Origin of the sequence: Agrobacterium sp. V1, assembly GCF_030518355.1 — a bacterium.
Taxonomy (GTDB): domain Bacteria; phylum Pseudomonadota; class Alphaproteobacteria; order Rhizobiales; family Rhizobiaceae; genus Agrobacterium; species Agrobacterium cucumeris.
Genome location: NZ_JAULSF010000003.1, coordinates 21,091 through 43,948 on the forward strand (window position 1 = coordinate 21,091; position 22,858 = coordinate 43,948).

Genomic DNA, 22,858 nt, shown 5'->3' on the forward strand with positions numbered 1-22,858 from the left:
GGCGCTTTTCCATTTGCACAGAAGAGTAAGTCCCATGACTGCCCCAGACCTTCCCACGCCCGACTTCTCCCGCAACATGAAACTCATCGGCCACAGCGATATCGGCGGGCGCGGTGACGGGCTGCAACTAATGGTCCATCGCGGTTATGCCTATGTGGCGCATCCGTGGTCGCAAGGGTTTTCGATCATCGACGTGCGGGACGCGAAACATCCCAAAACCGTCAATTATATGCAGGCCCCGGCCAACACCTGGAACATTCATCTCCAGACGCATGACGACCTGCTGCTGGTCATCAATGCGCTGGACCTCTTTGCGGATGTTGAATCCTTCACCGACGAAAAGGCCTATTACACCAAATCGGTCGGTGAGACAGTTGCCGCAGAAAAACGGCAACGGGTCTGGACTGCAGGCATGACCGTGTTCGACATTTCCACCCCCGATCAGCCGAAAAAAATCGGCCAGCTGGATGTCGAGGGCATCGGCTTCCATCGCCTGTGGTATGTCGGCGGACGTTACGCCTATGCTTCCGCCCTGCTGGACGGCTTTTCCGATTACATCTTCGTCACCATCGATCTTACCGATCCAACAAGACCGCAGTTGCTGGGCCGCTGGTGGTTGCCGGGCATGAACCTGGCAGAGGGTGAAAAGCCCGGTTGGGGTGAAGGAAAACGTTATGCCCTGCATCATGCGCTGGTGCACGGCGACACCGCCTATGCCTGCTGGCGCGATGGCGGCCTGACCTTGCTCGACGTCAGCGATCATTCAGCGCCAAAACTCATCACCCACCGCAACTGGTCGCCGCCCTATGGCGGCGGCACCCATTCTCCCCTGCCCTTGCCCGGCCGCGACCTCCTGGTCGTCGCCGACGAGGCGGTGCTTGATAATGAGGAAGACGGGCGCAAGCACACCTGGATTTTCGACATCCGCGCGCCGGAAAATCCGGTCAGCATCTCGACATTCCCGATCCCAAACGAGATCGACTACGCCAAGAAGGGCGGGCATTTTGGCCCGCATAACCTGCATGAAAACCGGCCCGGTTCCTTCGTGTCGGAAACGCTGATCTTTGCCACTTGGCAGAATGCCGGCATCCGTGCCTTCGATATTTCCGATCCCTATCGCCCCGTTGAAACCGGCGCCCTCGTTCCGGCGGGACCGACAACGATGACGGACCGGCGTCCGGGCCGGCCGAAGGTCATCCAGTCGGCCGATGTCTTTGTTGACGCCAACGGCCTGATCTACGCGACCGACTACAATGCCGGGCTGGAAATCATCGAATATGGCGGTTGAGACAGTGTGATATAAACGAAAAATCGCCCGGGAAGACCGGGCGATTTCCTTTTAAGCAGCGGGATCAGACCGCTTCGTCGTGAGACGGTTTTTCCCACAGGTTGATGCCACCTTCTACGGCGTGAAGGTCGATTTCCGCCAATTCTTCCGCCGTGAAATACGGATTATTGAGCGCCGCAACGTTTTCCTCAACCTGTTTGGCCGAGCTTGCGCCGATCAGCGCCGAGGTGACGCGTTTGTCGCGCAAGACCCAGGCAATGGCCAGCTGCGCCAGCGATTGGCCACGATTTCTGGCGATTTCGTTGAGCGCGCGCGCACGCTCGATATTTTCCTGCTTCAGATGCTCCGGCCGCAGGAAATCCCCGCCCGGGCGATTGACGCGCGCATCCTGCGGCACGCCGTTCAGATATTTATTGGTCAACAATCCCTGCGCCAGCGGCGTGAAGGCGATAATGCCTGCGCCCACCTCGTCAGTCGCGTCAAGCAGGTCTTTTTCGACCCAGCGATTGAAGAGATTATAGGCAGGCTGGTTGATGAGCAGCGGCACGCCGCGCTCTTGCAGCAGCGCCGCGATTTCCCGCGTCTTGGCGCCGGAATAGGACGAGACGCCGACATAAAGCGCCTTGCCCTGGCGAACAGTCTGCGCCAATGCGTCGGCGGTTTCTTCCAACGGCGTTTCCGCGTCGAAACGGTGCGAGTAGAAAATATCGACATAGTCCAGCCCCAGCCGCGTCAGGCTTTGATCGAGGCTGGAAAGCAGCGACTTTTTCGAGCCGCCGCCACGCCCATAGGGACCGGGCCACATGTCCTAACCGGCCTTGGTGGAGATGATCAGTTCATCGCGGTAATTGGCGAAATCCTGTTTCAATATATGGCCAAAATTCGCCTCGGCGCTGCCGGCGGGCGGGCCGTAATTATTGGCGAGGTCGAAATGGGTGATGCCGAGATCGAAAGCCTTGAAAAGAATGGAGCGTTGGGTTTCGAGCGGCGTCGTATCACCGAAATTGTGCCAGAGGCCGAAGGAAATCGCCGGCAGTTTCAGGCCGCTGCGCCCGACACGGCGGAAGGTGGCATCTTCATAGCGGTTGGAATCTGGATGGTACGTCATGGGCGCTGTTTCCTGGTGGCGTTGACTGGTCGTCCGACGATCGGTGATCGCCGGTTCGGGTGAGAAATTTGTGATTTGAAACCGGACGCTAGATGGCCCCGTGACGCGGCGGCAGCGTGCCGTTCAGATAGAAATTGCCGATATGGTGGTATTTCCAGCGGACGGGATCATGCAGCGAATGCGTTCTGGCATTGCGCCAAAAACGGTCGAGCCCATAGCTTTCCAGCGTGGAGCGCGCCCCGCCGAGTTCTATGAGCTTCGTAGACGCAAGTTGAGCCGCTTCCGTACCGAGCGACTTAACCTCCGCCACCGCGATGGAGGCCGCAGCCACCGATTTTTCGTCCGGTGCCGCACTCGCACTATCGAGGATGCGGCCGGCTCTTGCGAGAAGCGCGTCGGCCGCGTGCACGCGGATGGAAACGTCCCCAACGGCATGGATGGTGTGCGGGTCTTCATAACCGTGCTCGATGCTCAGCTCGAAAAATGGGCGGGCATGGGCGCGAACATAGGAGATCGTTTCCGCGAGAGCACCGCGTGCAATGCCGACCTGAACCGCAGCGTGAATGATCTGCGCAAATGGTCCCATTGCCGTCGGCCGCTCGAAGACGACATCGTGATCCACGATCTGGAACGGCGTGATTTCAACATCGTCGAAGGTGACAGTGCCGCTGCCTGTCGTGCGCTGGCCGAAGGACGTCCAGTCGTCGACCAGCGAAAGCCCAGCCGTTGCGCGATCGATAAAGACGATGTTCACCCGCCCATCCGGCCCCTTGGCGACGACAACGATGATGTGGGCAAACAGAGAACCGGTGGAATAGAACTTCTGTCCGTTCAGCAGCAGCCTGCCATCCCGCTCGGCAAAATGCGTCTTGTAATCGACCGGGGTTTTCGTGCCGATTTCGGTGAAGGCATTGCCCAGCCGGTCTCCGTCGAGTATGCGCTTAAAATAACGCCGTTTCTGCTCTTCGCTGCCGGCAAGCCGCAAGGCCTCGACCATGTAGAAATGGTTTTGCGGAATTTGCCCGATGCTGCCATCGGCGGCGGAAATGATCGCGGTCACTTCCGCAAGCGTTACGGCTGAAACACCGGCACCGCCATGGTCTTTCGGCACGGTGATGGCCCACAACCCGCTTTGCGAGAAACGCTCGATTTCGGCGAGCGGCAACCGCCGCTCCCTGTCGCGTTCCGCCGCTCCGGCGGCGAAACCGCGCGCAAGCTCCTGCGCAACGGCAATAGCCTCGGCATCGTCCCTTATGATGTGAGCCTTCGTCCGGCGCGGCGGGATATGTGGCGCAGGTTTTCCCGAGGTCAACGCGGCCTCGCGATGCAGCTTTCGGTCAGTCGTTGTCATGGAAACGGCCTCAATTCCAGGCATGGCGCGGGGGATGCGCGCCGTTCAGATAATAGTTTCCGACATGGAAATATTTCCACCGCACCGGATCATGCAGGGTGTGGACACGGGCATTTCGCCAGTGCCGGTCCAGCCCATGTTCGGCAAGCGTCGAACGGGTGCCGGCAAGTTCGAAAAGCTTGTTGGTTGCAAGAATAGCGATTTCGGTGGTCAGAACCTTCGATTCCCCGGTTTTGATCGTCGCTTCCGAAACGGTTTCCAGCGTCGTGTTCCGCTTTGCTGCATCGATGCTGTGACCGGCAATTTCAAGAAGCGCCTCGGCGGCATGCAGACGGATTTTCAGGTCGCCGATGGCGGCGATGGTGAACAGGTCTTCCCCCGCCGTCTGCTTGCCGCTGTCGAGCCAGGGACGGCTATGTTTGCCAATGAAGGTGATGGTATCTTCGATCGTACCGCGCGCGATGCCGACGTCGATCGCCGACTGGATGATCTGCGAGACCGGGCCGCCGACGGTGGGGTGATCGAAAGAGGTGACCTTTACCGCCCGCTCCTTGGGAACGCGGACATTTTCGATCTTCACCGATCCCGATGCCGTGGTGCGCTGGCCAAAGCTCGACCAGTTGTTGGTCACCGTCAGGCCCTGGGCGTCACGGTCGGCGAAAACGAGATATCCCTGCCCCGTTTCATCTAGGGCGACAATCGGCACGATATGCGCGAGAAGGGCTCCGGTCGTATAAAATTTCTCGCCATTGACGATGACGCTGTCGCCGTCATGGACCACTTTCGTCTCGAAATCGGCGACGGTCTTGCTCTTCAACTCGGAAAAGGCGTTGCCGTAACGAATGCCCTGAAGCGCCCAGCCGAAAAACAGCTTTTTCTGGTCTTCCGTGCCGTCCAGATCGACGGTGGCAACGATTGCCAGATGGTTCTGGGTGATCTGGGCAATCGCGGGATCGGCCGCAGCGATCGTGGCAATGACCTTCGCAAGCGTCGCGTAAGACACTTCCGGCCCGCCATAGGCCTTGGGAACATTGATGCTCCAGAGACCGCTCTGGGAATATTCGTCCAGCTCATCGATCGGCAACAGGCCTTCACGGTCACGCAGGGCTGCGCCAACCTTGAATTTTTCCGCCAGCCGCTGCGCGATCTCTATCGCTTCGGCGTCCGACGAAACGATATGTGCGAGCTTTGCCGGGCGCGGCCGAGGCGCAATCGGGTCGGTGGAATTGACACGCGGATGAACACTATAGTCGATCTTGGTCTCGGAAATCGTGCCCATGGGACGCCTCGCAAACGCTGTGAATGGTTGGCGTGAGCATCGCACAAGGATCGCTAGTGAACAGTAATTCTATGTTTTTTATATTCTAAAAGGGAGAAGGTTTTTCTCCGTTTTCCGGAAAAAACAGAAGACCGCGTTAACGGTCCGGAGCGTTGAAATGACTGAAATATGTATTGAAGCCTCTCCCTTGCCGACTGGCGGGAAACGTTTTTCCCGCCAGTCATTTTGCTCATGAGCCTGATGCAACCTTGACGTTGCCACCGTGTCCGCCACCGCCGAAAACCTGTTTCGTGCCGAAGGAAGAGCGGATCTGGTCTCGCAGCCCGCCAAGCCCGATTTCCGGAAACAGCAACTCGGATATGCGATAGGCCTCTTCCAGATGCGGATAACCCGACGCGATGACGGTATCGATGCCCAATGCCTGATATTCCCGCAGCCGCGCGGCAACCGTCTTCGGCGAACCGACCAGCGCCGTACCGGCACCCGAACGGACAAGCCCGATGCCCGCCCACAGATTCGGGGAGACTTCCAGCTTGTCACGTCTGCCATTGTGCAACGCCTGCATTCGCGCCTGTCCGACGGAATCCGACGCCTTGGAGAAAACTTCCTGGGCGGAAGCGATGGTCTCATCGGAAAGCTTCGAAATCAGCCTGTCGGCATCGGCCCAGGCTTCCTCGTCGGTTTCACGAACGATGAAATGCAGGCGGATACCGAAAGTAACTTCCCGGCCCTTTTTGGCGGCAGCGGCGCGAACCTTGGTGATTTTTTCCGCCACCTGCGCCGGCGGCTCGCCCCAGGTCAGATATTTGTCGGTGATTCCGGCCGAAAACTCGATGCCGGCATCGGAAGAGCCGCCGAAATAAATCGGCGGGCGCGGTTCCTGCAGCGGCGGCAGGCCGAGCCTTGCTTCATGCGCCTTGATGTATTTGCCGTCGAGGCTTGCCCTGCCGGTTTCGATCAGTGAATTGAACACCTGAAAAAACTCGTCGGCGTGATCGTAACGCTCATCATGAGGCAAAAAAATACCGTCGCCCGCCAGTTCCTGCTGGCTGCCGCCGACCACGATGTTGAGGAGCAGCCGGCCATGGGAAACCCGGTCGAGGGTGGAAGCCAGCCTGGCATAATAGGCCGGCGAAGCAACGCCCGGACGGATGGCGACGAGGAATTTCAGCTTTTCGGTATAAGCCGCAAGATTGGCCGCAAGAATGAAAGATTCCTCACAGGCGACGCCAGTGGGAATGAGAACGCCGGAATAACCGAGCCGATCCGCCGCCTGCGCGATTTCGCGGAAATATCCGGGATCGGAGGGGCGAGACAGATCGTCCGAGCCGAGATAGGAACCGTCACCGGATGACGGGATGAACCATAAAAAATCAAGTGGAGCGTCTGTTTTCGCCATCTGGCTTGTCCTTTCGTGTTGTCTCCCGCCGGCTCCAGAGCCATGCGTCAATTCGATTCAAGCTGGGGCCGTGCCGCTGAAACGAGACTGCCCGCGATCTCCTCTGCCACGTAAATTGCGTGTTCGGTGACCTGCGGCAGGCCCATCAGTTCCCCGAAGGTTCCGCGCGCCAGCGGACCGCCGATCAGCAGCGTTTCGGTGGCCTGTCCGTGGCTGTCGATGGCGCGTGATCGCTCATTGCAATGGATGCCGAGCCCGGTTGGGCAGAGGGTCAAAAGACCCGCCTGTTCCAGATCGGAAAGAAAGGTCTGCGATCTCAAAATCCCACCATGGGCGGGGCCGGTCGTCACGATGACCGCATCGACGTCGATCCCCGTGACGTCTTTTTTGCCACGCTGCCGCCAATCGACATGCAATGAACCGCTTTCGTCAGCCTGGGCCGACACAAGCGACCCGGCGACGATCTGCAACTGGCCCGAAACGATTGCATCGTCGAGAAGCGTCTCCACCTGTGGCGCGATCCTGAACCGATGTGCATCCCAAAAAGGCCGCAGCCACCGCACCACCCTGCGCCGTTCGACGAGGGGAAGATTGCGCCATATGTCACGCCCCTGCAGGCGAACGGCGTCCAAAACGCCATGCCACGTCGCGCCGCCGGCTTGTGACGTCCGCAGCGCTGCGCGGATACGGCGCAGCAATTCCGATGCGCGCCGGGACGGCGGATCGATAAAATCGCCGAAAGGTTCCTGCGCCAGTACCGGGTGACCGCGGGACCGCAGGCCACGGCGCGACAGCGAAACGACTGGCCCATGATGGCCACGTCGCTTAAGCGCGGCGAACGCATCCGCAGCGGTCAGGCCATTGCCGACAATCAGAACACGGTCTTGTGCCGTGATGTTTTCCAGCGCCGCCTCCGCATTCACATCAGCCACCAGTTTGGGATGACCGGCGAGAGGTTTCAGCACCTGCGGAAGCGCCGGTGGCGGATGACTGGTGGCCACCACCACGACATCCGCCACATGACTGGCACCTTCCGCTGTGCGCAGTTCCCAGCCATCCGCATGGCGGACCACATGTTCCACCGTGCTGCGCCTGTGCTGAACGATGCCAGCCGCCAACAAAGGAGCGATCTCGGCGGCAACATAGGCACCGAACACCCTGCGCTGCGGATAGGCCTGGCCATCCGGGAACACCGCCGCCGCATCGTCTGCCAAAGCGTTCGTTCTCTCGAGATAGTGGATGAAACTGTCCAGATCGTCGGGATAAAGCGTCATCCGCCCGGCCGGCACGTTGATCCTGTTGGCAGGCTCCAGCGTGGAATAGGCGAGCCCGGCGCCCAGCGTCGCTCTTGGCTCGAACACGATAATCCGCAAATCTTCCAACGCCGCCGCTGCGCGGTGGAGATGAGCAGCAATCGCTGCCCCGCTAAATCCACCGCCAATAATGGCGACAATGGCAATCTTTCGGTTAACTGACATTTCAACTCATGTGATTTCGTCGGCACACGGCCTGCACGGAAAATCTACAAGATTTGTCGATTTAGTAGCCTTACGAACTTCCAATTTTCGCGGGTGGGGCGAAAAATTCATCCGCGACGCCTGTCGGGCGGCACCGTTTTTATTCCGGCGCCTATTCCACGCTTGCCAAAGCTGTTGAGACGGGGCTGTTGCCTACTCCGGTCAACGCGCAATTTTATTCCTCTTCTTAGTCTATAAAAAATATCATGAAACTGTATCCCGGTTCATGCCCCCTCTATTCTCGGACGCGACAGATTTGGAGTTCAGCATGAGCAAAACGATCCGCTTTAATGCCTTCGACATGAATTGTGTCGGTCATCAGTCGCCCGGCCTCTGGGCGCATCCGCGCGATAAATCATGGAAATACAAAGACCTAGACTACTGGCAGGATTTGGCGCGCACGCTTGAACGCGGTGTGTTCGACGGCATCTTCATCGCCGATGTCATCGGTTATTACGACGTCTACAAGGGTTCCAATTATCACGCCCTTCATCAGGCCGCACAGATACCGGTCAACGACCCCTTGCAGCTTGCCGCTCCCATCGCGCTCGCAACCGAGCATCTGGGTATCGGCATTACCGCCTCCACCTCGTTCGAACACCCCTACACATTCGCCCGCAGGCTTTCGACTGCCGATCACCATAGCAAAGGCCGGATCGGTTGGAATATCGTGACCTCCTATCTGGAAAGCGGGGCCAAGAATATAGGTCAGGGCGGGCTGCGCCGTCATGACAACCGCTATGAAGTCGCCGCCGAATATATCGAAGTGCTCTACAAGCTTTTCGAGGGAAGCTGGGAAGAAGGCGCGGTTCTGCGCGATCGTGACCGCCGCATCTTCACCGATCCCAGCAAGGTCCACGAAATCGGCCACAAGGGCAAATATTTCGAGGTTCCGGGTTACCACCTGAGCGAACCCTCACCGCAACGCACACCAGTTCTCTATCAGGCCGGCGCTTCCGGCCCCGGCAAGGCGTTTGCCGCCGACCATGCGGAATGCATCTTCGTCGCCGCCCCGACGAAATCAGTCCTGAAACAGCACGTTGCGGAAACCCGCCGCCGCGTCGCCGAAGCCGGCCGCGACCCCAAGAAGGTCTATATCTACACGCTGGTGACCATCATCACCGACGAGACGGACGAGAAGGCGCAAAAGAAGTTCGAAGAGTACCGGGACTACGTGTCCTATGATGGCTCCCTCGTCTTCATGTCCGGCTGGAGTGGTATCGATTTCGGCCAATACGCCCCGACCGATCAGGTGAAAAAGGTCGAAACCAATGCGATACACTCCTTTGTCGAGCATATCGCCGGCGGCGACAAATCCTGGACGATCGACGAACTGGCGAAATTCGGTGGCATCGGCGGGCTTGGGCCGGTCTTCGTAGGGTCACCCTCCCGCATTGCCGATATCTTGCAGGAATGGGTGGATGACACGGATGTCGACGGCTTCAACCTTGCCTATGCGGTGACGCCGGACAGTTTCGAAGATGTGGTCGGTTACATCGTGCCCGAACTGCAGAAACGCGGTGTCTATCCCACGGCTTACAAGCCCGGCACCCTGCGCGAAAAGCTTTTCGGGGATGGCGATTATCTGGCGACCAACCATCCCGCCAATCGATTCCGCGACATTGAAGCCGTTAAACGGGAAGAAGCTGAAGCAGCCAACCCGGCACCAAGGAGCGTAGCGATCTGAACGAGGCTGTCGCTTTTCAGGCGACTCCCACGGCGAGGCAGAAGTTTTATCCAGTTGCGCCGCCCCTGTTTCGCGGGGGCGGTTTCTCATGTGCCTGCTGCTGCCTTGCGATTGGCGAAACCGATGGCCAGGACAAGAAAGATCAACAATCCCGTGCCGACCTGCTGCCAGTAGAAATTCAAGCCCGAAAGCAGAAGGCCGTTGGCGACGATGCTCAGCAAAAGCACGCCGAGAACGGTGCCCGGCACATTCGGACGTCCCCTTGGATCAAGGGTCGTGCCGATGAAAGTGGCGCCGATCGCATTCAGCAGAAAGGCATTGCCGGAAGAAGGGATGTACACGGTAACCGTCGATGTAATGATCAGCCCTGCAATGGCGGCGATAAAGCCCGCAAGCACGTAGGTTGCCGCCACGTGCCCGGAAAGCCGGATGCCCGAGTAGCGCACGACACTCGCCTGAATGCCGGAGGAGACGACGACGCGACCGAAACGTGTGCCGGACAGGATCACCCACGCCACGACGATCACAACAATCGCGACGACCAGCGAAACGGAGACGCCGAACAGATTTCCGCGACCGAGGAAGCGAAATGCGTCGGAAATTCCAGCTGGCGACAGATAAACGGGATTGCCGCCATTGGTCAGCAATTGCTGGATGCTGCGGCCGACGAACAGGGTACCGAGTGTGGCAAGGAAGGGTGAAATGCCGATGCCGGCGATGAGGATAGCGTTAAAAACGCCGACAAGCGCACCGGCAGCAAGCCCCGCCAGCGCCGCGATTGCCACGGGTTGCCCGGCAAGGACCAGCGACACGAATGCGAAGCTTGCAAAATCGATCGCCGCGCCCACGGACAAATCGATGCCACCGGAGGCGACGACGAAGGTCATGGCGATGGAGACGATTGCCAGCAATACGAAATTGTTGACCAGCACGCTGACGAGGTTCGTTGTGGTTAGAAATCCGGGTGCAAGCCCTGCGAACAGGGCAAAAACGATCAATAGCGCCGAGGGTAAGGCAAAGCGCGCGGCAGCGCGCATGATTGACGAAGGTCTGGCTTTATCGGGAGAGGCGATGGCGACTGACGACATATTAGCGGTTCTCCCGGCGCAGAAGGGTCGTGGCGGACACGACAAGCAGGATCAGCAGCCCCTGCACGCCGCTCACCAGCGTGCTGGAAATGTTGAGAAGCTGAAAACCGTTGACGAGGAAACCAACAAAGAGGGCCGAAAGCAGCGTGCCGGTCACCGTTGGCACCAGACGGCGTGAAAAGACCGAGCCCAGAAGTGCTGTGACGACCACCGGCAGCAGCATTTCACCGGAACCGGTTGTACTGCCGCTGAGATAGGAGACCGAAAGTATGCCCGCAAAACCGCCGAACAGCCCGCTTGTCACGAATGCGCCGGCGACGAAGGATTTTACCGGCAGACCAGCGGCCCGCGCCGCTTCGGGAAACTCGCCGACAGCGTAGAGACGCAGCCCAAAAGGGGTGTATTGCACCACGGCCGCCGTCAGCCCGGCAAAGACAAGCAGCACATAGGCCAGCACCGGTATTCCGGCCGGGCCGTTGGCGGAGAGTGCTGCGAGAAGCTCGGTGGAGGCCGGGATGACGGTATTTTGCGTCAGAACAAGCTCAAGCCCGGCCACGACATTCATCACCGCCAGCGTCGCCAGCAACGGCACGATGCCGACAACCGTGACGGCCAGTGCGTTCACCACGCCAATCGCCGCACCTGTGCCAAGCGCGCCCGCCGCCGCTATCGCATCGCCGTATCCGGCCTGCGTCAATGTCGCGTAAACCGCCGCACTCAACCCCATATTGGCCGCAAGCGACAGATCGATGCCGCCGGTGACCACATTGGACCCACCGGCAATGATCACAATCGTCAGTCCGATGGCGAGGACACCGCCAATGGCGGATTGCGCCAGCACGTTGCCGATATTGCCTACCGACAGGAAAACCGGCGCTGCAATTGAAAAGAAAGCGAATACCGCGATGAAAACCGCAAGTGCTCCGCCGCGCAGCACGAAGGTGGCAAACGCGCGATTGATGCTGTTTTCAGAAGGAAGCTGCAAGGGTGCTTGCCTTTCGAATTTTATATCGGCAGGCGCGGTGGTCTCAATTTCAGCCGTTGATAATATTGGCGTCCGAAGCACCTGTGACCTCCGATAAAATTTGTTCCTGGCGTGTGGCGGCTGAGGTGAATTCGCGCACGATCCTGCCGCGGAAGAACACCAGCACGCGGTCGGTTATGCCCAAAAGCTCTTCGATATCAGACGACAGCACGATGACGCCCGCGCCACGCTCGACAAGTTCGCCGATCAGCGTGTAGATCTCGACCTTGGCGGCGATATCGACCCCGACCGAGGGTTCATCGAGAAGATAGATTTCCGACTGGCGGCTCAGCCACTTCGCAATTGCGACCTTCTGCTGGTTGCCGCCGGACAGCGTTCTGACCAGCGCGTTCGGACTTTCCGTCTTTATCTGTAATCGTTCGATCAAATCCTGGGTCTGCCGCTTCTCGCTTGCCTTTTTGAGGAAGCCAAGGCGGGAAAAACGCCCAAGACTGGCAAGAGTGGTGTTTTCAGCAACGCTGAGGTCGAGCGCGACGCCATCACGACGCCGATCTTCCGGAACGAGCGCCAGTCGCCGCGCCGCCGCGCTTGCAGGGCTGGATGCCGATATAGTCTGCCCGCCCGCCTCGATTGTACCCGACGACGGCGTGTCCAGCCCGAAAAGAGTGCGAATGACCTCTTTGGCGCCAGAACCGACAAGTCCGGCCATGCCGAGCACCTCGCCTTTCCTCAAGGTGAAGCCAACGTCCGAATATTTTCCGGGAAGCGACAGCCCCTCCACCGTCAGGAGCGGCTCCCCCAAAACAAGCTTGGGTTTGGGATAAAGTTCGGCAATGTCGCGGTTCACCATCAGCGCGCCGATTTCAGCGGCCGACGTATCGGCGACAGGCAGGGTTGCGACATCACGGCCATTGCGCAGGACAGTGACGGTGTCGCAAATATCGACGATCTCACCCAGGTAGTGCGAGATATAGATCACCGTTATGCCGTCCTCCCGCAGCCGCCGGATCAGCGAGAACAGGAGTTCCGCCTCCCGCCGCACAAGGGCTGCGGTGGGTTCATCGAACACCAGCACCTTGGGATTGTCTATGAGCGCGCGCGTGATCTGGATAATCTGTTTTTCCGCTGCCGAAAGATCGGAAATCAGCGCCGAATTCGGCAGGTGCAAACCGAAATAGCGCTCAAGCACCTCGGCGGCACGACGGCGCATCAGGGTGCGGTCAAGAAACGGTGTCCCTTTGATCCGCGGTTCACGCGCCAGAAAAAGCGCTTCGCCCACCGTGAATGTCGGCACCAGCAACCGGTCCTGATGGATGAAATGGATGCCGAGCTTTTCCACGAGATGCGGCGTCAACCGATCGTAGGATTGTCCATCGATCTCAATTGAACCGCCATCCGCCCCGTGCAAGCCGGCCAGCAACTTGATGAGGGTCGATTTTCCCGCGCCATTCTGGCCGACAAGACCATGAACAGTGCCGCGACGCACGGCAAGCGATGCACCGGACAAAGCCTGGGCACCGCCAAAGGATTTGGTAATATCGCGCAGACGAATGATGTCGTCCGTCTCGCGAGCCTCGACCGGATGGTCCGGATATGTTGCGACAGCCACGGCAAATTCTCCATGCACGGCGGTTCAGATCATCCGAACCAGAGCCGGAAGGCGCGAAGCGGCTGCATCGCGCCTTGCGGGTTCACGCCTCAGCCAACGCCGAGCTTTTTGGAGACCTCGCTGACATTCCCCTTGTTGGCGATGAGCGCCGGTACGTAGGTTTCGCGCGGAAGGGTTTCGCCAGCCAGATAACGCGCGACATTGCGGATGGCCGTTCTGCCGAGTTCGGCTGGCTGCTGGGCGACATCGGCCGCAGCGGGAGAGTTGGGATCGGCAACAAGCTGGAGAACCTCTGGGCTGCCATCAACGCCATAGGTCTTGATTTCCGTACGGCCCGCCGCAACCAGCGCCTGCGTTGCCCCAAGCTGTGGAATATCCCAGGCCGACCAGATCGCCTTGATCGAGCCCTTTTCCGGATATTTGCTCAGAATTGCGGTGATCTGGGTAAAGGCATCCTGCACCGTGTTCGGAATGACGTCGCGCAGTTCCGGCTGGATGATCTTCACCTTGGGGAAATATTTTGTGACGTTGACGAGCTGGTCATAACGGATAGCGCAGGGCGTCACTCCGTAAAAACCGTTGAATACGACAATATTACCTTCACCTCCGATGTCGGAAACAAGCTGCAGCGCCAGATCCTTGCCGATGCCCCAATTGTCCGATGTGGCGTTGTTTAGCGAATTGGTCGAGCCGACATCGATGGTGAAGACGGGAATGCCAGCATCGCGCGCCTTTTTCAGCCAGGGATCGATGACGCTCAGCGTTCCAAGAAGCTGCACGATCGCATCCGGCTTCTGGGCGATCAGCGTCTGGAGCTGCGACACCAGCTTGCCGTCATTGCGGCTGGCGTCAACCGCGATCGGTTCTCCGCCGAGATGCTTCACTTCCTCGATCTGGGCATTGTAGGCCTGCAGATCGAAGAAGTGGTCCGTACCCGTGGCGCTGATGCCGATGCGCTTGCCTTTCAGGGAAAGCTCCTGCTCGGCGAAAGCGCGCGAACCGGAAACCGCCTGCGTACCAACGGCTGCGGTAGCGACCGCCGCCAGTTTCAGGAGGTTGCGGCGATTGAACCCGGAAAAGAAAATATCTTCTGTCATGTGCGTCCCCAAAATAGATATAATCCATAAATAAAATATGGAATCTGCCGCCGACAGACAGGATTTTCCAAATGCGGGCCGATGGGGAAAAATTTTAAGCCGGCGGATGGGTTTGATTGGGTTCCGCCAACAAGCGGAACCGCAACTCATTTCATCAGGCTTTTATCCTTTGTCCCACCGGTTCTGATTGCCGCAAGACCTAAGCCGTCCGTGTACCGATGACATCGTTGGAGGTCGAAAATCCCGGAAGCTGCAGATTGGTGCGGAAGTCGTCGCCGATATAATCCGTATCGATTATGGCGCGGCGGCGCAGTTCCGGTAGCAGTCCGTTGACCAGCAGATCCTCCTGATCGGGATTGCCAAATCCGTGAAGAGAGAGCACATCGAGAATTCCCGCCCGATAGCGCTCTTCAATGGCGTCGGCGAGTTTTTCAGGTGTACCCGCCACCGACCAATGTCCGGTTTCCTGCGCCTGGATAATCAGCTCGCGCAATGACAGTCCCTGTTTGGCGTATCTGCGGAACACCTCCACCCGGCCGCGCCGGCGGTTGATGCTCGTCACATCAGGCAGCAACGTATCCGGCAGAGGCTGATCCAGCGGCAGCTCGGACAGGTCGAGGTCGCCACCCAGCATATCAGCGAGTTTCAGGCGACCTTGCTCATAGTCGATACGCTCGTGTTTTTCCTTCAGCCGGCGTGCGACATCCGCATCGGATTCGCCAATGACCGAATGGAAGGAATTCATGATGAAAGGCAGGCCGCCGGCACGACCGAAAGCTGTTGCACGGCGGCGCAGTTCGGTCGCGAAGGTAACGGCATCTTCGAAACGCGGCTGCGACGTATAGACGACCTCGGCATAACGGGCGCCAACGGTAATACCCGCTTCCGATTGGCCCGCCTGAAACAGCACGGCCCGGCCCTGCGGCAGGGGCGGGACATTGAGCGGTCCCTGCACGTTGAAATATCGTCCCTTATAGTCGATCGGGTGGAATTTGGCGGGATCCACCGCGACTGCGCCGGAGGCTTTGCGCTGGGCCGCATCCCGCTCGTTGGCATCGTAAAGGGCATTGACGATTTCGATGAACTCCGCCGCTCGCTCGTAGCGCTCTTCCGGGCTCGGCAACTGCTCACCGAAATTCTCTTCGCCCACCGAAGAGGTAACCGCGTTCCAGCCGGCGCGACCGCCGCTGAGATGATCCAGCGTGCCGATCTGGCGAGCAAGATTATAGGGGTGGTGGAACGTGGTGGAAATGGTGGCAATCAAACCGATCCGCGATGTCGCCTGACTAAGCGCCGACAGGGTCACGATCGGTTCCTGAATACCGGCAGTACCCGCAAGTCCGGCAGGATCGATATGGAGAAGATCAGCGGTGAACAGCCCGGTGATTTTCTCGGCTTCGGCCTTTTTCGCCAGCTCCACCGCGCGTTTGATGCCGGTTGTCGCAACGGGGTCGTTCGATGCGGCAACCACGCTGCTGGCACCGGTGAGTGTTTTCAGACGTCGGGGGCGGGTCAGCGCCATGATCGTTTCCTCTTCAATGCTGGTTCGTGTTTCTTGCCGGATGGCAGGCAAACGGCGGTTTCATGCAAGCGCAGGAACGGCATCGATCAGTTTTCTCGTGTAACCGTGCCGTGGAGCGGAAAATACCTCGTCAACCTCGCCACTTTCGACGACCCGGCCGTCCTTCATCACCAGCACCCGGTCCGTCAGGTGACGCACGACGCCGAGATCATGGGAGATGAACAGCAGCGACGTGCCGGAGGCCGCCTGGAGTTCCGCCAGGAGATCGAGAACCTGGGCCTGGACGGAAACATCGAGCGCGCTCACCGGCTCGTCGGCGACGAGAAGGCGCGGACGTGGAGCGAATGCCCTGGCGATAGCCACGCGCTGACGCTGCCCGCCTGAAAGCTCGCGGGGATAACGGGTGAGAAAATCACCGCCCAGCCGGACGGCTTCGAGAACCTCCAGCACACGGTCTCGACGCTCGGCCCCGCGAAGGCCGGTAACATCGAGGCTCTCGCCAACGATCTTTTCGACCGTATAACGCGGATCAAACGAACTGAAGGCGTCCTGGGCGATCAGTTGCATGCTGCTGCGGCGGGATCTGCGCAAGCTTTCCGCGATATTGCTCCACGGCTGCCCCTCGATGAAAACCTCGCCCTGTTCGGGTTCAACCAGCCCGAGGACCATTTTGGCCACAGTGGTTTTTCCAGAGCCGGACTCACCCACGATACCGAGTGCTTGCCCCGCCGAAAGATCGAAGGATACATCATTGACGACAGGCGCATTTTCCAGCCCGCCGTAATGCTTGACGAGATTGTGCACTGACAGCACGTGCCTGCCGGGATGGACCGTCCTCGGCGGCAGCGGCACACGCTCCGCAACCGGCGTTCCCTTACCTTCGACCGGCGGCGAGACCGTTGCCGAAAGCCGATAGCCTTTCGATCCAGCCGAGGGCACGGCATCAAGCAATTGCCGCGTATATGGATGCTTCGGCCGATGCAGCAACTCTTGTGTTGCCCCTTCCTCGACGATCCGACCCTCGTTCATCACGAGAACCCGGTCGGCAAGGCGCGAAACCACGGCTAGGTCATGGCTGATCAATAACAATGTGTGCCCGGCTTTCCGGCGTTCGGCCAAAAGGTCAAGAATTTGCTTCTGCACTGTCGCATCAAGCGCTGTGGTTGGCTCATCGGCGATCAGCAGCGACGGATTGCGAGCGATCGCTGTCGCGATCAAGGCGCGCTGTCGCAATCCACCAGAGAGCTGGTGGGGATATTGCCGCAAGCGCCGGACGGGATCGGGAATGCCGACCGATTGCAGCAGCGCGTGGCTGTCAAAACCTTCAGGCGCGCAGGAAAACAGCGTCCGGCGACCCGCGGCGTCCGAAAGCTGCTGCGAAATACGGCGCAACGGATCGAGAGAAACCAGCGCGTCCTGCAAGACGAAACCGATCTTCTGCCCGCGGAGACGCCGCCAGTCAGCTTCGCGATGGCCGAGCACATTTTCCCCTGCTATCTCGAATCTGTCCGCCGTCACCCTGGCGGTATTTCCGGCAAGCCCGATCAAGGAACGGGCCGTGACCGATTTTCCCGAACCGGATTCCCCGACAAGCGCAACGGTCTCGCCGCGGTGGATGGCAATATCGATCCCGTGCACAACGGTATTTTCGCGGTTCCCCTGCGCAAAACCGATCTTCAGATTACGCACTTCCACCAGCGGCGTCATGCCTGCCTCCTGCCTTCAAATGCGAACTGCCAGCGCTTTCCAAGAATGCTGATGGCGATGACGGTGAGTGTGATGGCAAGGCCCGGCCAGATACCGATCCACCACGCGACACGCAGATAGTTGCGCGCCTCCGCCAGCATTGCACCCCATTCCGGCGTCGGCGGCTGCGGCCCCATGCCCAGAAAGCTCAGGCCCGCCGCCTGAATAATGGTCGAGCCGAGGCCGATCGTCGCCAGAATGGGAACCTGGGCTATCGCATGTGGCAGGATGTGCCGGGTGACCAGCGTGAAGCGGCTGAGGCCAAAGGTTTTCGCCTGCTCAACATAACCGCTTCTCGCAATGACGAATGTCTGCGCGCGCACGACGCGGGCAAAACGCGGTACGGAAGCCACACCGAGTGCGAAGATCAGATTGACCGTTCCCGGCCCGGTAAACGAGATAAGCACCAACGCCAGGAGCAAATCCGGAAAGGACGATACGACATCGAGAAACCGCGATATGAGTTCGTCGATTGCCCCGCGTGCCAGACCGGCAACAAGCCCGAGAACGGAACCGGCCAGCGCGGCGATGGCGATAGCGCTGACGCCGATCAGGATCGAATAACGGGCGCCATAGACAACCCGTGAAAAGACATCACGGCCCAGATGATCGGTTCCGAACCAATGTTCGACTGAAGGCGGCAGCTGCGCCTTAAGCGGGTCTGCCAGAAGGGGATCGGCGGCGGTCACAAGATGCGGCCATATGGTTGCCACCGCCACAAAAAGCAGGAACAACGATGAAAGAGTGAGCGCCGGCCTTGTAAGCAGCGCCGCTACCACCTGCCGCGAACGACCGGTTGCAGACACCGGAGCATCGTAGGAAATGCTCATGACCTCGTCCTCCCGCCCTCATTGCGCAATCGGGGATCAAGCAAAAGGTACAGAATATCCACGAGCGTGCTCATCAGCACGTAGATGAGCGCGGAAAGGATGGCGACCGCCAGCACAACCGGCATATCATGGGCAAGAACGGCATCAACCGTGATCCGCCCGAGCCCTGGCCGCCCGAATACCGCTTCGGTGATGACGGCGCCGGACAGGAGATTGCCGACCAGCCAGCCCGCAAGGGTCACGGTCGGCAGCGCGGCATGGCGCAAACCGTGACGCAGCCTGAGGACGAGATTGCTGGCGCCCCAGCTGCGAACGGTCAGCGCAAAGGGCTCCTCAAGCGCGCGCTCCAGACCTTCCCGCAGCACCTGGCCGAGGACGGCCCCCAGCGACAGGCCCAGTGACAGCGCCGGAAGCACCAGCGCCGACAGGTTGCGGTCTCCGGAGACCGGGAAGATTTTGAACGTGAATGAAAAGATGTAAAGCAGCAGGATACCCAGCCAGAATGTCGGCGTGGAAATCAGGGTCAGCTCAAGACCGCCTGCAATGCCGCGCGCGACGGGTTTGCCGGCGGTTAAAACGGCGCTCGCAACGGCGAAGATGATGGCCACTGCAAGCGCGGCGGCTGTCAGCTTCAGGGTCGGCAGCATCTGCGTTGTGACGAGGCTCGATATATCGGTTTGCAGGATATAGGAACGGCCGAAATCACCGTGCAGCAATCGCGTCAGATAAGCGAGATATTGCTCGGGGATGGACTGATCCAGTCCCCATTCCGAACGGATGGCGGCTTCGATTTCCGGGGTGCGGATCTGTTCGCCGATCAACAGGCTGACAATATCTCCGGGTGCAAGCTGTATGCTGATGAAACTCAGGGTCACCGCTGCCCACAGGACAAGTATGCCGGAGCCGACGCGGCCGAGAACCTGCAATAGCAGGCCGCTTTGCCGCCGGAAGCGCCGACGACGGAAAAAGGACGCTGGCGCCTGGCCAAGCGATGTCACGTTATCAGCGGTCATGGCGTCCACCTTCCGTTGTTATCTTCACCAGCCGTAAAAATTACTCGCTGCGCCACAGGTCATAGGCATTTTCCGGCAATTGCTTGAACGGCCGGAAGGTAATGCCCTTCACATAATTTGCGGCGGCAACCTGGTCTTCGGGCTCGTAGAGCGGAATGGCGTAAGCCTGATCGAGGATCGCAAAACGCTGCAGCTTTGCATAAATCTCGAAACGCTTTTTCTGATCGAGAGTCGATGCCGCCTCGTTCAGCCACTGCGCCAGTTCGGGCGCTTCAGCGCGGCTGTAGTTGATGGTGCCACCCTTCTGAAGCGGCAGATAATGGTATTCGATATCGATCGCGTCCGTCGGCGTGTTGGAGTTGGCGATCGACCCGAACTGGCCGGTCTTGCGTCGATCGGTGTAAGTGCCGGCGTCGACATAGTTAATGGCAAGATCGATACCCGCCACCTGTCGCGCCTGCGCCTGCAAAGCTTGCAAGAGAACGTCGCGCTGGTCGCGCACGGTCGCTTGTGCCTGCACGACATCGATGGTCAGGCGCTTGCCGTCCTTGATCCGAAACCCGTCCGCATCCTTTTCGCTCCAGCCCGCCTCATCCAGCAGCCTGTTGGCCAGGCCTGCATCTGCCCCATAGGTCTTCTCAATGCTCTTGTCATAGAATTGGGGATCAATCGGCGACGTGATGCCCCAAGCGCGTGTGCGTTCGCCGCGATAGACGGCCTGCAGAATCCTGTCGATATCGACCGAGGCGAGGAGTGCCTTGCGCACCTTCACATCCTGCGTCGGACCCCAGGTGACATTGAGGAAAAGCGAGTATGGCGTGCCGGTATTGAGCGCCGTCTGATAGGTGAAGTCCGCATTGTCCTTGAAGAGTGCGGCGTCGTTGCCCGAAATCCCTTCGATCACATCAAGCTGTCCGGAGGTCAGGGCACCGGTCCTTACCGAGGATTCCGGAAGGAACCGATAGGTTATCTGGTCGAGATAGGCTGGGCCCTGATGTTTGGCGGTCTTTGGCGCCCAATTATAAGCCGGGTTCTTTTCGAACTGGATTTCCTGGCCCTTGACGTAACGCTTGAGAATGAAAGGACCGGTTCCGGCAACTTCCGGTCCACCGGACTTGATTTGCGACGACGAAAAAGCAGTCGGCGAGAGGATTTCAAGGCCGGCGACAAAATCGAGGAAGGGCGCGTATATATCTTTCAGCGTGAAGGATACCGTATGGCCGTCGATGGCCTTAAGCTCGCCAATACGCGACACCGGGCCGGCGCTAACGCTGCCGGAATAAGCCGGATCTTTGAGTTTTTCGAAATTGGCGATGACAGCCTGCGCGTCGAATTTCTGGCCGTCGGTGAAGGTAATGTCGTCGCGCAGCTTGAACGTATAGGTCTTGCCGTCCTCGGAAATGCTATAGCCCGTTGCAAGCCACGGCACATATCCACCGTCCGCCGTTCGCGCCAGCAGCGATTCATAGGCGTTTCGCAGCAGCAGCTTGGTCTTGTCCTGACCGTTCAGTTGCGGATTGAGCGTCGCCGGTTCGGTCTCCACACCCCAGGTCAATGTGCCGCCACTGACCGGCTTGGTTTCTTCCGCCAGGGAAAGGACCGGGAAGGCCGAGATTGCCAGCAACGCGGTGCCGGCAAGAACGAACTGTCTGCGATTAAGCATGCTTAAACTCCATAAAAAATGAATGACCGACAGATCAGGCGTTCTGCTGAAGCCAGATATCGTAGGCGTTGTCGGGAAGGCGTTTGAAAGGTCTGAAGCCGACGCCCTTGACCGCGACTGCGGCCGCGATCTGGTCATCGGGCACATAAAGCGGCAGACCGAGGGCTTGCTCCACAAGCGCATAGCGCTGCAGTTTCGCGTAGATATCGAAGCGCTTTTTCTGATCGAGCGTGGATGCGGCCTCGTCCAGCCAGGCGGATATTTCCGGCGCTTCCGTGCGGCTGTAATTGATGGATCCGCCCTTGTCGCGTGGCCGATAGTGGAAATAGATGGTGACGCCGTTTTCCTGTGTCGTGGTCGAGTTCGGAATGATGCCGTACTGACCGTCTTTCTGACGGCTCGAATAGGTCCCCGCATCGACATACTGCAAAGCGAGATCAATACCGGCATGCTGGCGAACCTGCGCCTGTACCGCCTGCAGAAGAATGTCGCGCTGGTCACGCACGGTCGATTGCGATTGTACGACCTCGATCGTCAATCGCTTGCCGTCCTTCACGCGGAAACCATCGCCATCGCGGGCGGACCAGCCGGCTTCGTCAAGCAGGCTGTTAGCAAGCTTGGGGTCGAAGCCGTAAGCCTTTTCGATACTCTTGTCGTAAAAATCCGTATCCGCCGGGGTAAGAATACCCCAGGCACGCTGACGCTCGCCGCGATAGACTGCCTGCAGTATCTGGTCCACGTCCACCGCCGCCTGGAACGCTTTGCGCACTTTGAGGTCGGCGGTCGGCTGCTGATTGACGTTAAGATAGAGCGTATAGGGCGTGCCGGTATTGATGGCCGTCTGATAGGAAAATTCCGAGTCGTCCCGGAAGAGACCGGCATCGTTACCTGGGATCCCCTCGATCACCTGCACCTGCCCGGAAGAGAGAGCCCCGCTGCGCACGGCCGATTCCGGTAGGAACCGATAGATCACCTCATCTAGATAGGCTGGCCCCTGATGACCGGCGGTCGCCGGCGCCCAGTCGTAGCCGGGATTCTTGACGAAGCGGATTTCCTGGCCCTTGACGTAACGGTCGAGGACAAACGGGCCGGTACCGGCGATACCCGAACCGCCGGATTTGAGTTGCGGTGAAGAGAACGCCCGCGGCGACAGGATTTCAATTCCCGAGGCACCGTCAAGGAAAGGCGCATAGACGCGCCCGAGCTTGATCACGACCGTATGGTCATCCACTGCCAGCGCTTCGGTAACATGGGAGAGATGACCGGCACTGATGCTGCCGGAATAGGTCGGTTCTTTCAGCTTGGTGAAGTTGAGCGCGACGGCGGCAGCATTGAACTTTTCGCCATCGCTGAAGGTCACGTCGTCGCGCAGTGTGAACGTATACTGCCTGCCATCATCGGAGATAGAATAGCTCCTGGCCAGCCATGGCGCATAACCGCCATCAGGCGTGCGGGCCAGAAGCGATTCATAAGCATTGCGCAGAATGAGCTTTGCCTTGGCCTGCCCGTTCAGATGCGGGTTGAGCGTGCTCGGCTCGGTCTCCACAGCCCAGGTCAGCGAACCGCCGCTTGTTGGCGTCTGCGTGGCATCTCCGGCACCGAAAGCGACCCGGCTGCTGGCAAAAATCGCTGCGGCACTCGTTGCCAGAATGAAATGACGTCTGGTTACCATATCC

Annotated in this window: 16 protein-coding genes and 1 pseudogene; 2 read left to right on the forward strand and 15 right to left on the reverse strand. The window is 59.2% G+C overall.

Going from position 1 to position 22,858, the window contains the following annotated elements; all coding sequences use genetic code 11:
* Positions 1–34 precede the first annotated feature (34 nt).
* On the forward strand, positions 35–1,288 hold the full coding sequence (locus tag QSV77_RS23670) for an LVIVD repeat-containing protein (protein WP_302735320.1): 1,254 nt from the start codon (positions 35–37) through the stop codon (positions 1,286–1,288).
* A gap of 64 nt (positions 1,289–1,352) precedes the next feature.
* On the opposite strand, the pseudogene mgrA reads toward QSV77_RS23670, so the two are convergent.
* The 5 genes and pseudogenes from mgrA to QSV77_RS23695 form a co-directional block, all read right to left on the reverse strand.
* Positions 1,353–2,396: pseudogene (gene mgrA, locus QSV77_RS23675) on the reverse strand (L-glyceraldehyde 3-phosphate reductase).
* 88 nt (positions 2,397–2,484) lie between these two features.
* Complete coding sequence (locus QSV77_RS23680) at positions 2,485–3,747, reverse strand: SfnB family sulfur acquisition oxidoreductase (protein ID WP_302735321.1); 1,263 nt, start codon at positions 3,745–3,747, stop codon at positions 2,485–2,487.
* A 10-nt stretch (positions 3,748–3,757) separates the two neighbouring features.
* Positions 3,758–5,026, reverse strand: coding sequence for an SfnB family sulfur acquisition oxidoreductase (locus QSV77_RS23685; RefSeq protein WP_302735322.1), 1,269 nt, complete (start codon positions 5,024–5,026; stop codon positions 3,758–3,760).
* A gap of 229 nt (positions 5,027–5,255) precedes the next feature.
* On the reverse strand, positions 5,256–6,425 hold the full coding sequence (ssuD, locus tag QSV77_RS23690) for an FMNH2-dependent alkanesulfonate monooxygenase (RefSeq protein WP_302735323.1): 1,170 nt from the start codon (positions 6,423–6,425) through the stop codon (positions 5,256–5,258).
* Positions 6,426–6,472: 47 nt separating this feature from the next.
* Positions 6,473–7,903 carry an FAD/NAD(P)-binding protein gene (locus QSV77_RS23695; protein WP_302735324.1) on the reverse strand — a complete coding sequence of 477 codons (1,431 nt, stop codon included), beginning with the start codon at positions 7,901–7,903 and terminating at the stop codon, positions 6,473–6,475.
* Positions 7,904–8,210: 307 nt separating this feature from the next.
* Here QSV77_RS23695 and QSV77_RS23700 point away from each other — a divergent pair, with 307 nt between their 5' ends.
* Positions 8,211–9,629 (forward strand): LLM class flavin-dependent oxidoreductase, encoded by a 1,419-nt coding sequence (locus tag QSV77_RS23700; protein ID WP_302735325.1) that lies wholly within the window; start codon positions 8,211–8,213, stop codon positions 9,627–9,629.
* 86 nt (positions 9,630–9,715) lie between these two features.
* Here the strand turns inward: QSV77_RS23700 and QSV77_RS23705 are convergent, their stop codons facing one another.
* The 10 genes from QSV77_RS23705 to QSV77_RS23750 all read right to left on the reverse strand — a co-directional run bounded on the left by QSV77_RS23705 (position 9,716) and on the right by QSV77_RS23750 (position 22,854).
* The gene (locus QSV77_RS23705; protein WP_302735530.1) at positions 9,716–10,666 is read right to left on the reverse strand and encodes an ABC transporter permease; all 951 of its coding nucleotides are present in this window, start codon (positions 10,664–10,666) and stop codon (positions 9,716–9,718) included.
* A 52-nt stretch (positions 10,667–10,718) separates the two neighbouring features.
* Positions 10,719–11,702: an ABC transporter permease gene (locus tag QSV77_RS23710; protein ID WP_302735326.1), complete on the reverse strand. Its 984-nt coding sequence runs from the start codon at positions 11,700–11,702 to the stop codon at positions 10,719–10,721.
* A 49-nt stretch (positions 11,703–11,751) separates the two neighbouring features.
* Positions 11,752–13,311 (reverse strand): sugar ABC transporter ATP-binding protein, encoded by a 1,560-nt coding sequence (locus tag QSV77_RS23715; protein WP_302735327.1) that lies wholly within the window; start codon positions 13,309–13,311, stop codon positions 11,752–11,754.
* An 89-nt stretch (positions 13,312–13,400) separates the two neighbouring features.
* Positions 13,401–14,408, reverse strand: a complete 1,008-nt coding sequence (locus tag QSV77_RS23720; protein ID WP_302735328.1) for a sugar ABC transporter substrate-binding protein — start codon at positions 14,406–14,408, stop codon at positions 13,401–13,403.
* Positions 14,409–14,607: 199 nt separating this feature from the next.
* Positions 14,608–15,930, reverse strand: coding sequence for an NtaA/DmoA family FMN-dependent monooxygenase (locus tag QSV77_RS23725; RefSeq protein ID WP_302735329.1), 1,323 nt, complete (start codon positions 15,928–15,930; stop codon positions 14,608–14,610).
* Between the two features lie 60 nt (positions 15,931–15,990).
* Positions 15,991–17,637: an ABC transporter ATP-binding protein gene (locus QSV77_RS23730; protein ID WP_302735330.1), complete on the reverse strand. Its 1,647-nt coding sequence runs from the start codon at positions 17,635–17,637 to the stop codon at positions 15,991–15,993.
* A complete protein-coding gene (locus QSV77_RS23735) occupies positions 17,634–18,506 on the reverse strand; it encodes an ABC transporter permease (protein WP_302735331.1) in 873 nt (290 codons plus the stop codon). Before QSV77_RS23735 ends, QSV77_RS23730 begins: the two co-directional genes overlap by 4 nt.
* A complete protein-coding gene (locus tag QSV77_RS23740) occupies positions 18,503–19,519 on the reverse strand; it encodes an ABC transporter permease (RefSeq protein ID WP_302735332.1) in 1,017 nt (338 codons plus the stop codon). Before QSV77_RS23740 ends, QSV77_RS23735 begins: the two co-directional genes overlap by 4 nt.
* Before the next feature lie 40 nt (positions 19,520–19,559).
* Positions 19,560–21,182, reverse strand: coding sequence for an ABC transporter substrate-binding protein (locus QSV77_RS23745; protein WP_302735333.1), 1,623 nt, complete (start codon positions 21,180–21,182; stop codon positions 19,560–19,562).
* A gap of 34 nt (positions 21,183–21,216) precedes the next feature.
* Positions 21,217–22,854 carry an ABC transporter substrate-binding protein gene (locus QSV77_RS23750; protein WP_302735334.1) on the reverse strand — a complete coding sequence of 546 codons (1,638 nt, stop codon included), beginning with the start codon at positions 22,852–22,854 and terminating at the stop codon, positions 21,217–21,219.
* Positions 22,855–22,858: the final 4 nt, after the last annotated feature.

Bases quoted from the DNA above. Each gene is read 5' to 3' on its own strand.
- QSV77_RS23670 (WP_302735320.1), top strand. From the start codon at position 35: ATGACTGCCCCAGACCTTCCCACGCCCGACTTCTCCCGCAACATGAAA.
- QSV77_RS23680 (WP_302735321.1), bottom strand. From the start codon at position 3,747: ATGACAACGACTGACCGAAAGCTGCATCGCGAGGCCGCGTTGACCTCG.
- QSV77_RS23685 (WP_302735322.1), bottom strand. From the start codon at position 5,026: ATGGGCACGATTTCCGAGACCAAGATCGACTATAGTGTTCATCCGCGT.
- ssuD (WP_302735323.1), bottom strand. From the start codon at position 6,425: ATGGCGAAAACAGACGCTCCACTTGATTTTTTATGGTTCATCCCGTCA.
- QSV77_RS23695 (WP_302735324.1), bottom strand. From the start codon at position 7,903: ATGTCAGTTAACCGAAAGATTGCCATTGTCGCCATTATTGGCGGTGGA.
- QSV77_RS23700 (WP_302735325.1), top strand. From the start codon at position 8,211: ATGAGCAAAACGATCCGCTTTAATGCCTTCGACATGAATTGTGTCGGT.
- QSV77_RS23705 (WP_302735530.1), bottom strand. From the start codon at position 10,666: ATGCGCGCTGCCGCGCGCTTTGCCTTACCCTCGGCGCTATTGATCGTT.
- QSV77_RS23720 (WP_302735328.1), bottom strand. From the start codon at position 14,408: ATGACAGAAGATATTTTCTTTTCCGGGTTCAATCGCCGCAACCTCCTG.
- QSV77_RS23725 (WP_302735329.1), bottom strand. From the start codon at position 15,930: ATGGCGCTGACCCGCCCCCGACGTCTGAAAACACTCACCGGTGCCAGC.
- QSV77_RS23730 (WP_302735330.1), bottom strand. From the start codon at position 17,637: ATGACGCCGCTGGTGGAAGTGCGTAATCTGAAGATCGGTTTTGCGCAG.
- QSV77_RS23735 (WP_302735331.1), bottom strand. From the start codon at position 18,506: ATGAGCATTTCCTACGATGCTCCGGTGTCTGCAACCGGTCGTTCGCGG.
- QSV77_RS23740 (WP_302735332.1), bottom strand. From the start codon at position 19,519: ATGACCGCTGATAACGTGACATCGCTTGGCCAGGCGCCAGCGTCCTTT.
- QSV77_RS23745 (WP_302735333.1), bottom strand. From the start codon at position 21,182: ATGCTTAATCGCAGACAGTTCGTTCTTGCCGGCACCGCGTTGCTGGCA.
- QSV77_RS23750 (WP_302735334.1), bottom strand. From the start codon at position 22,854: ATGGTAACCAGACGTCATTTCATTCTGGCAACGAGTGCCGCAGCGATT.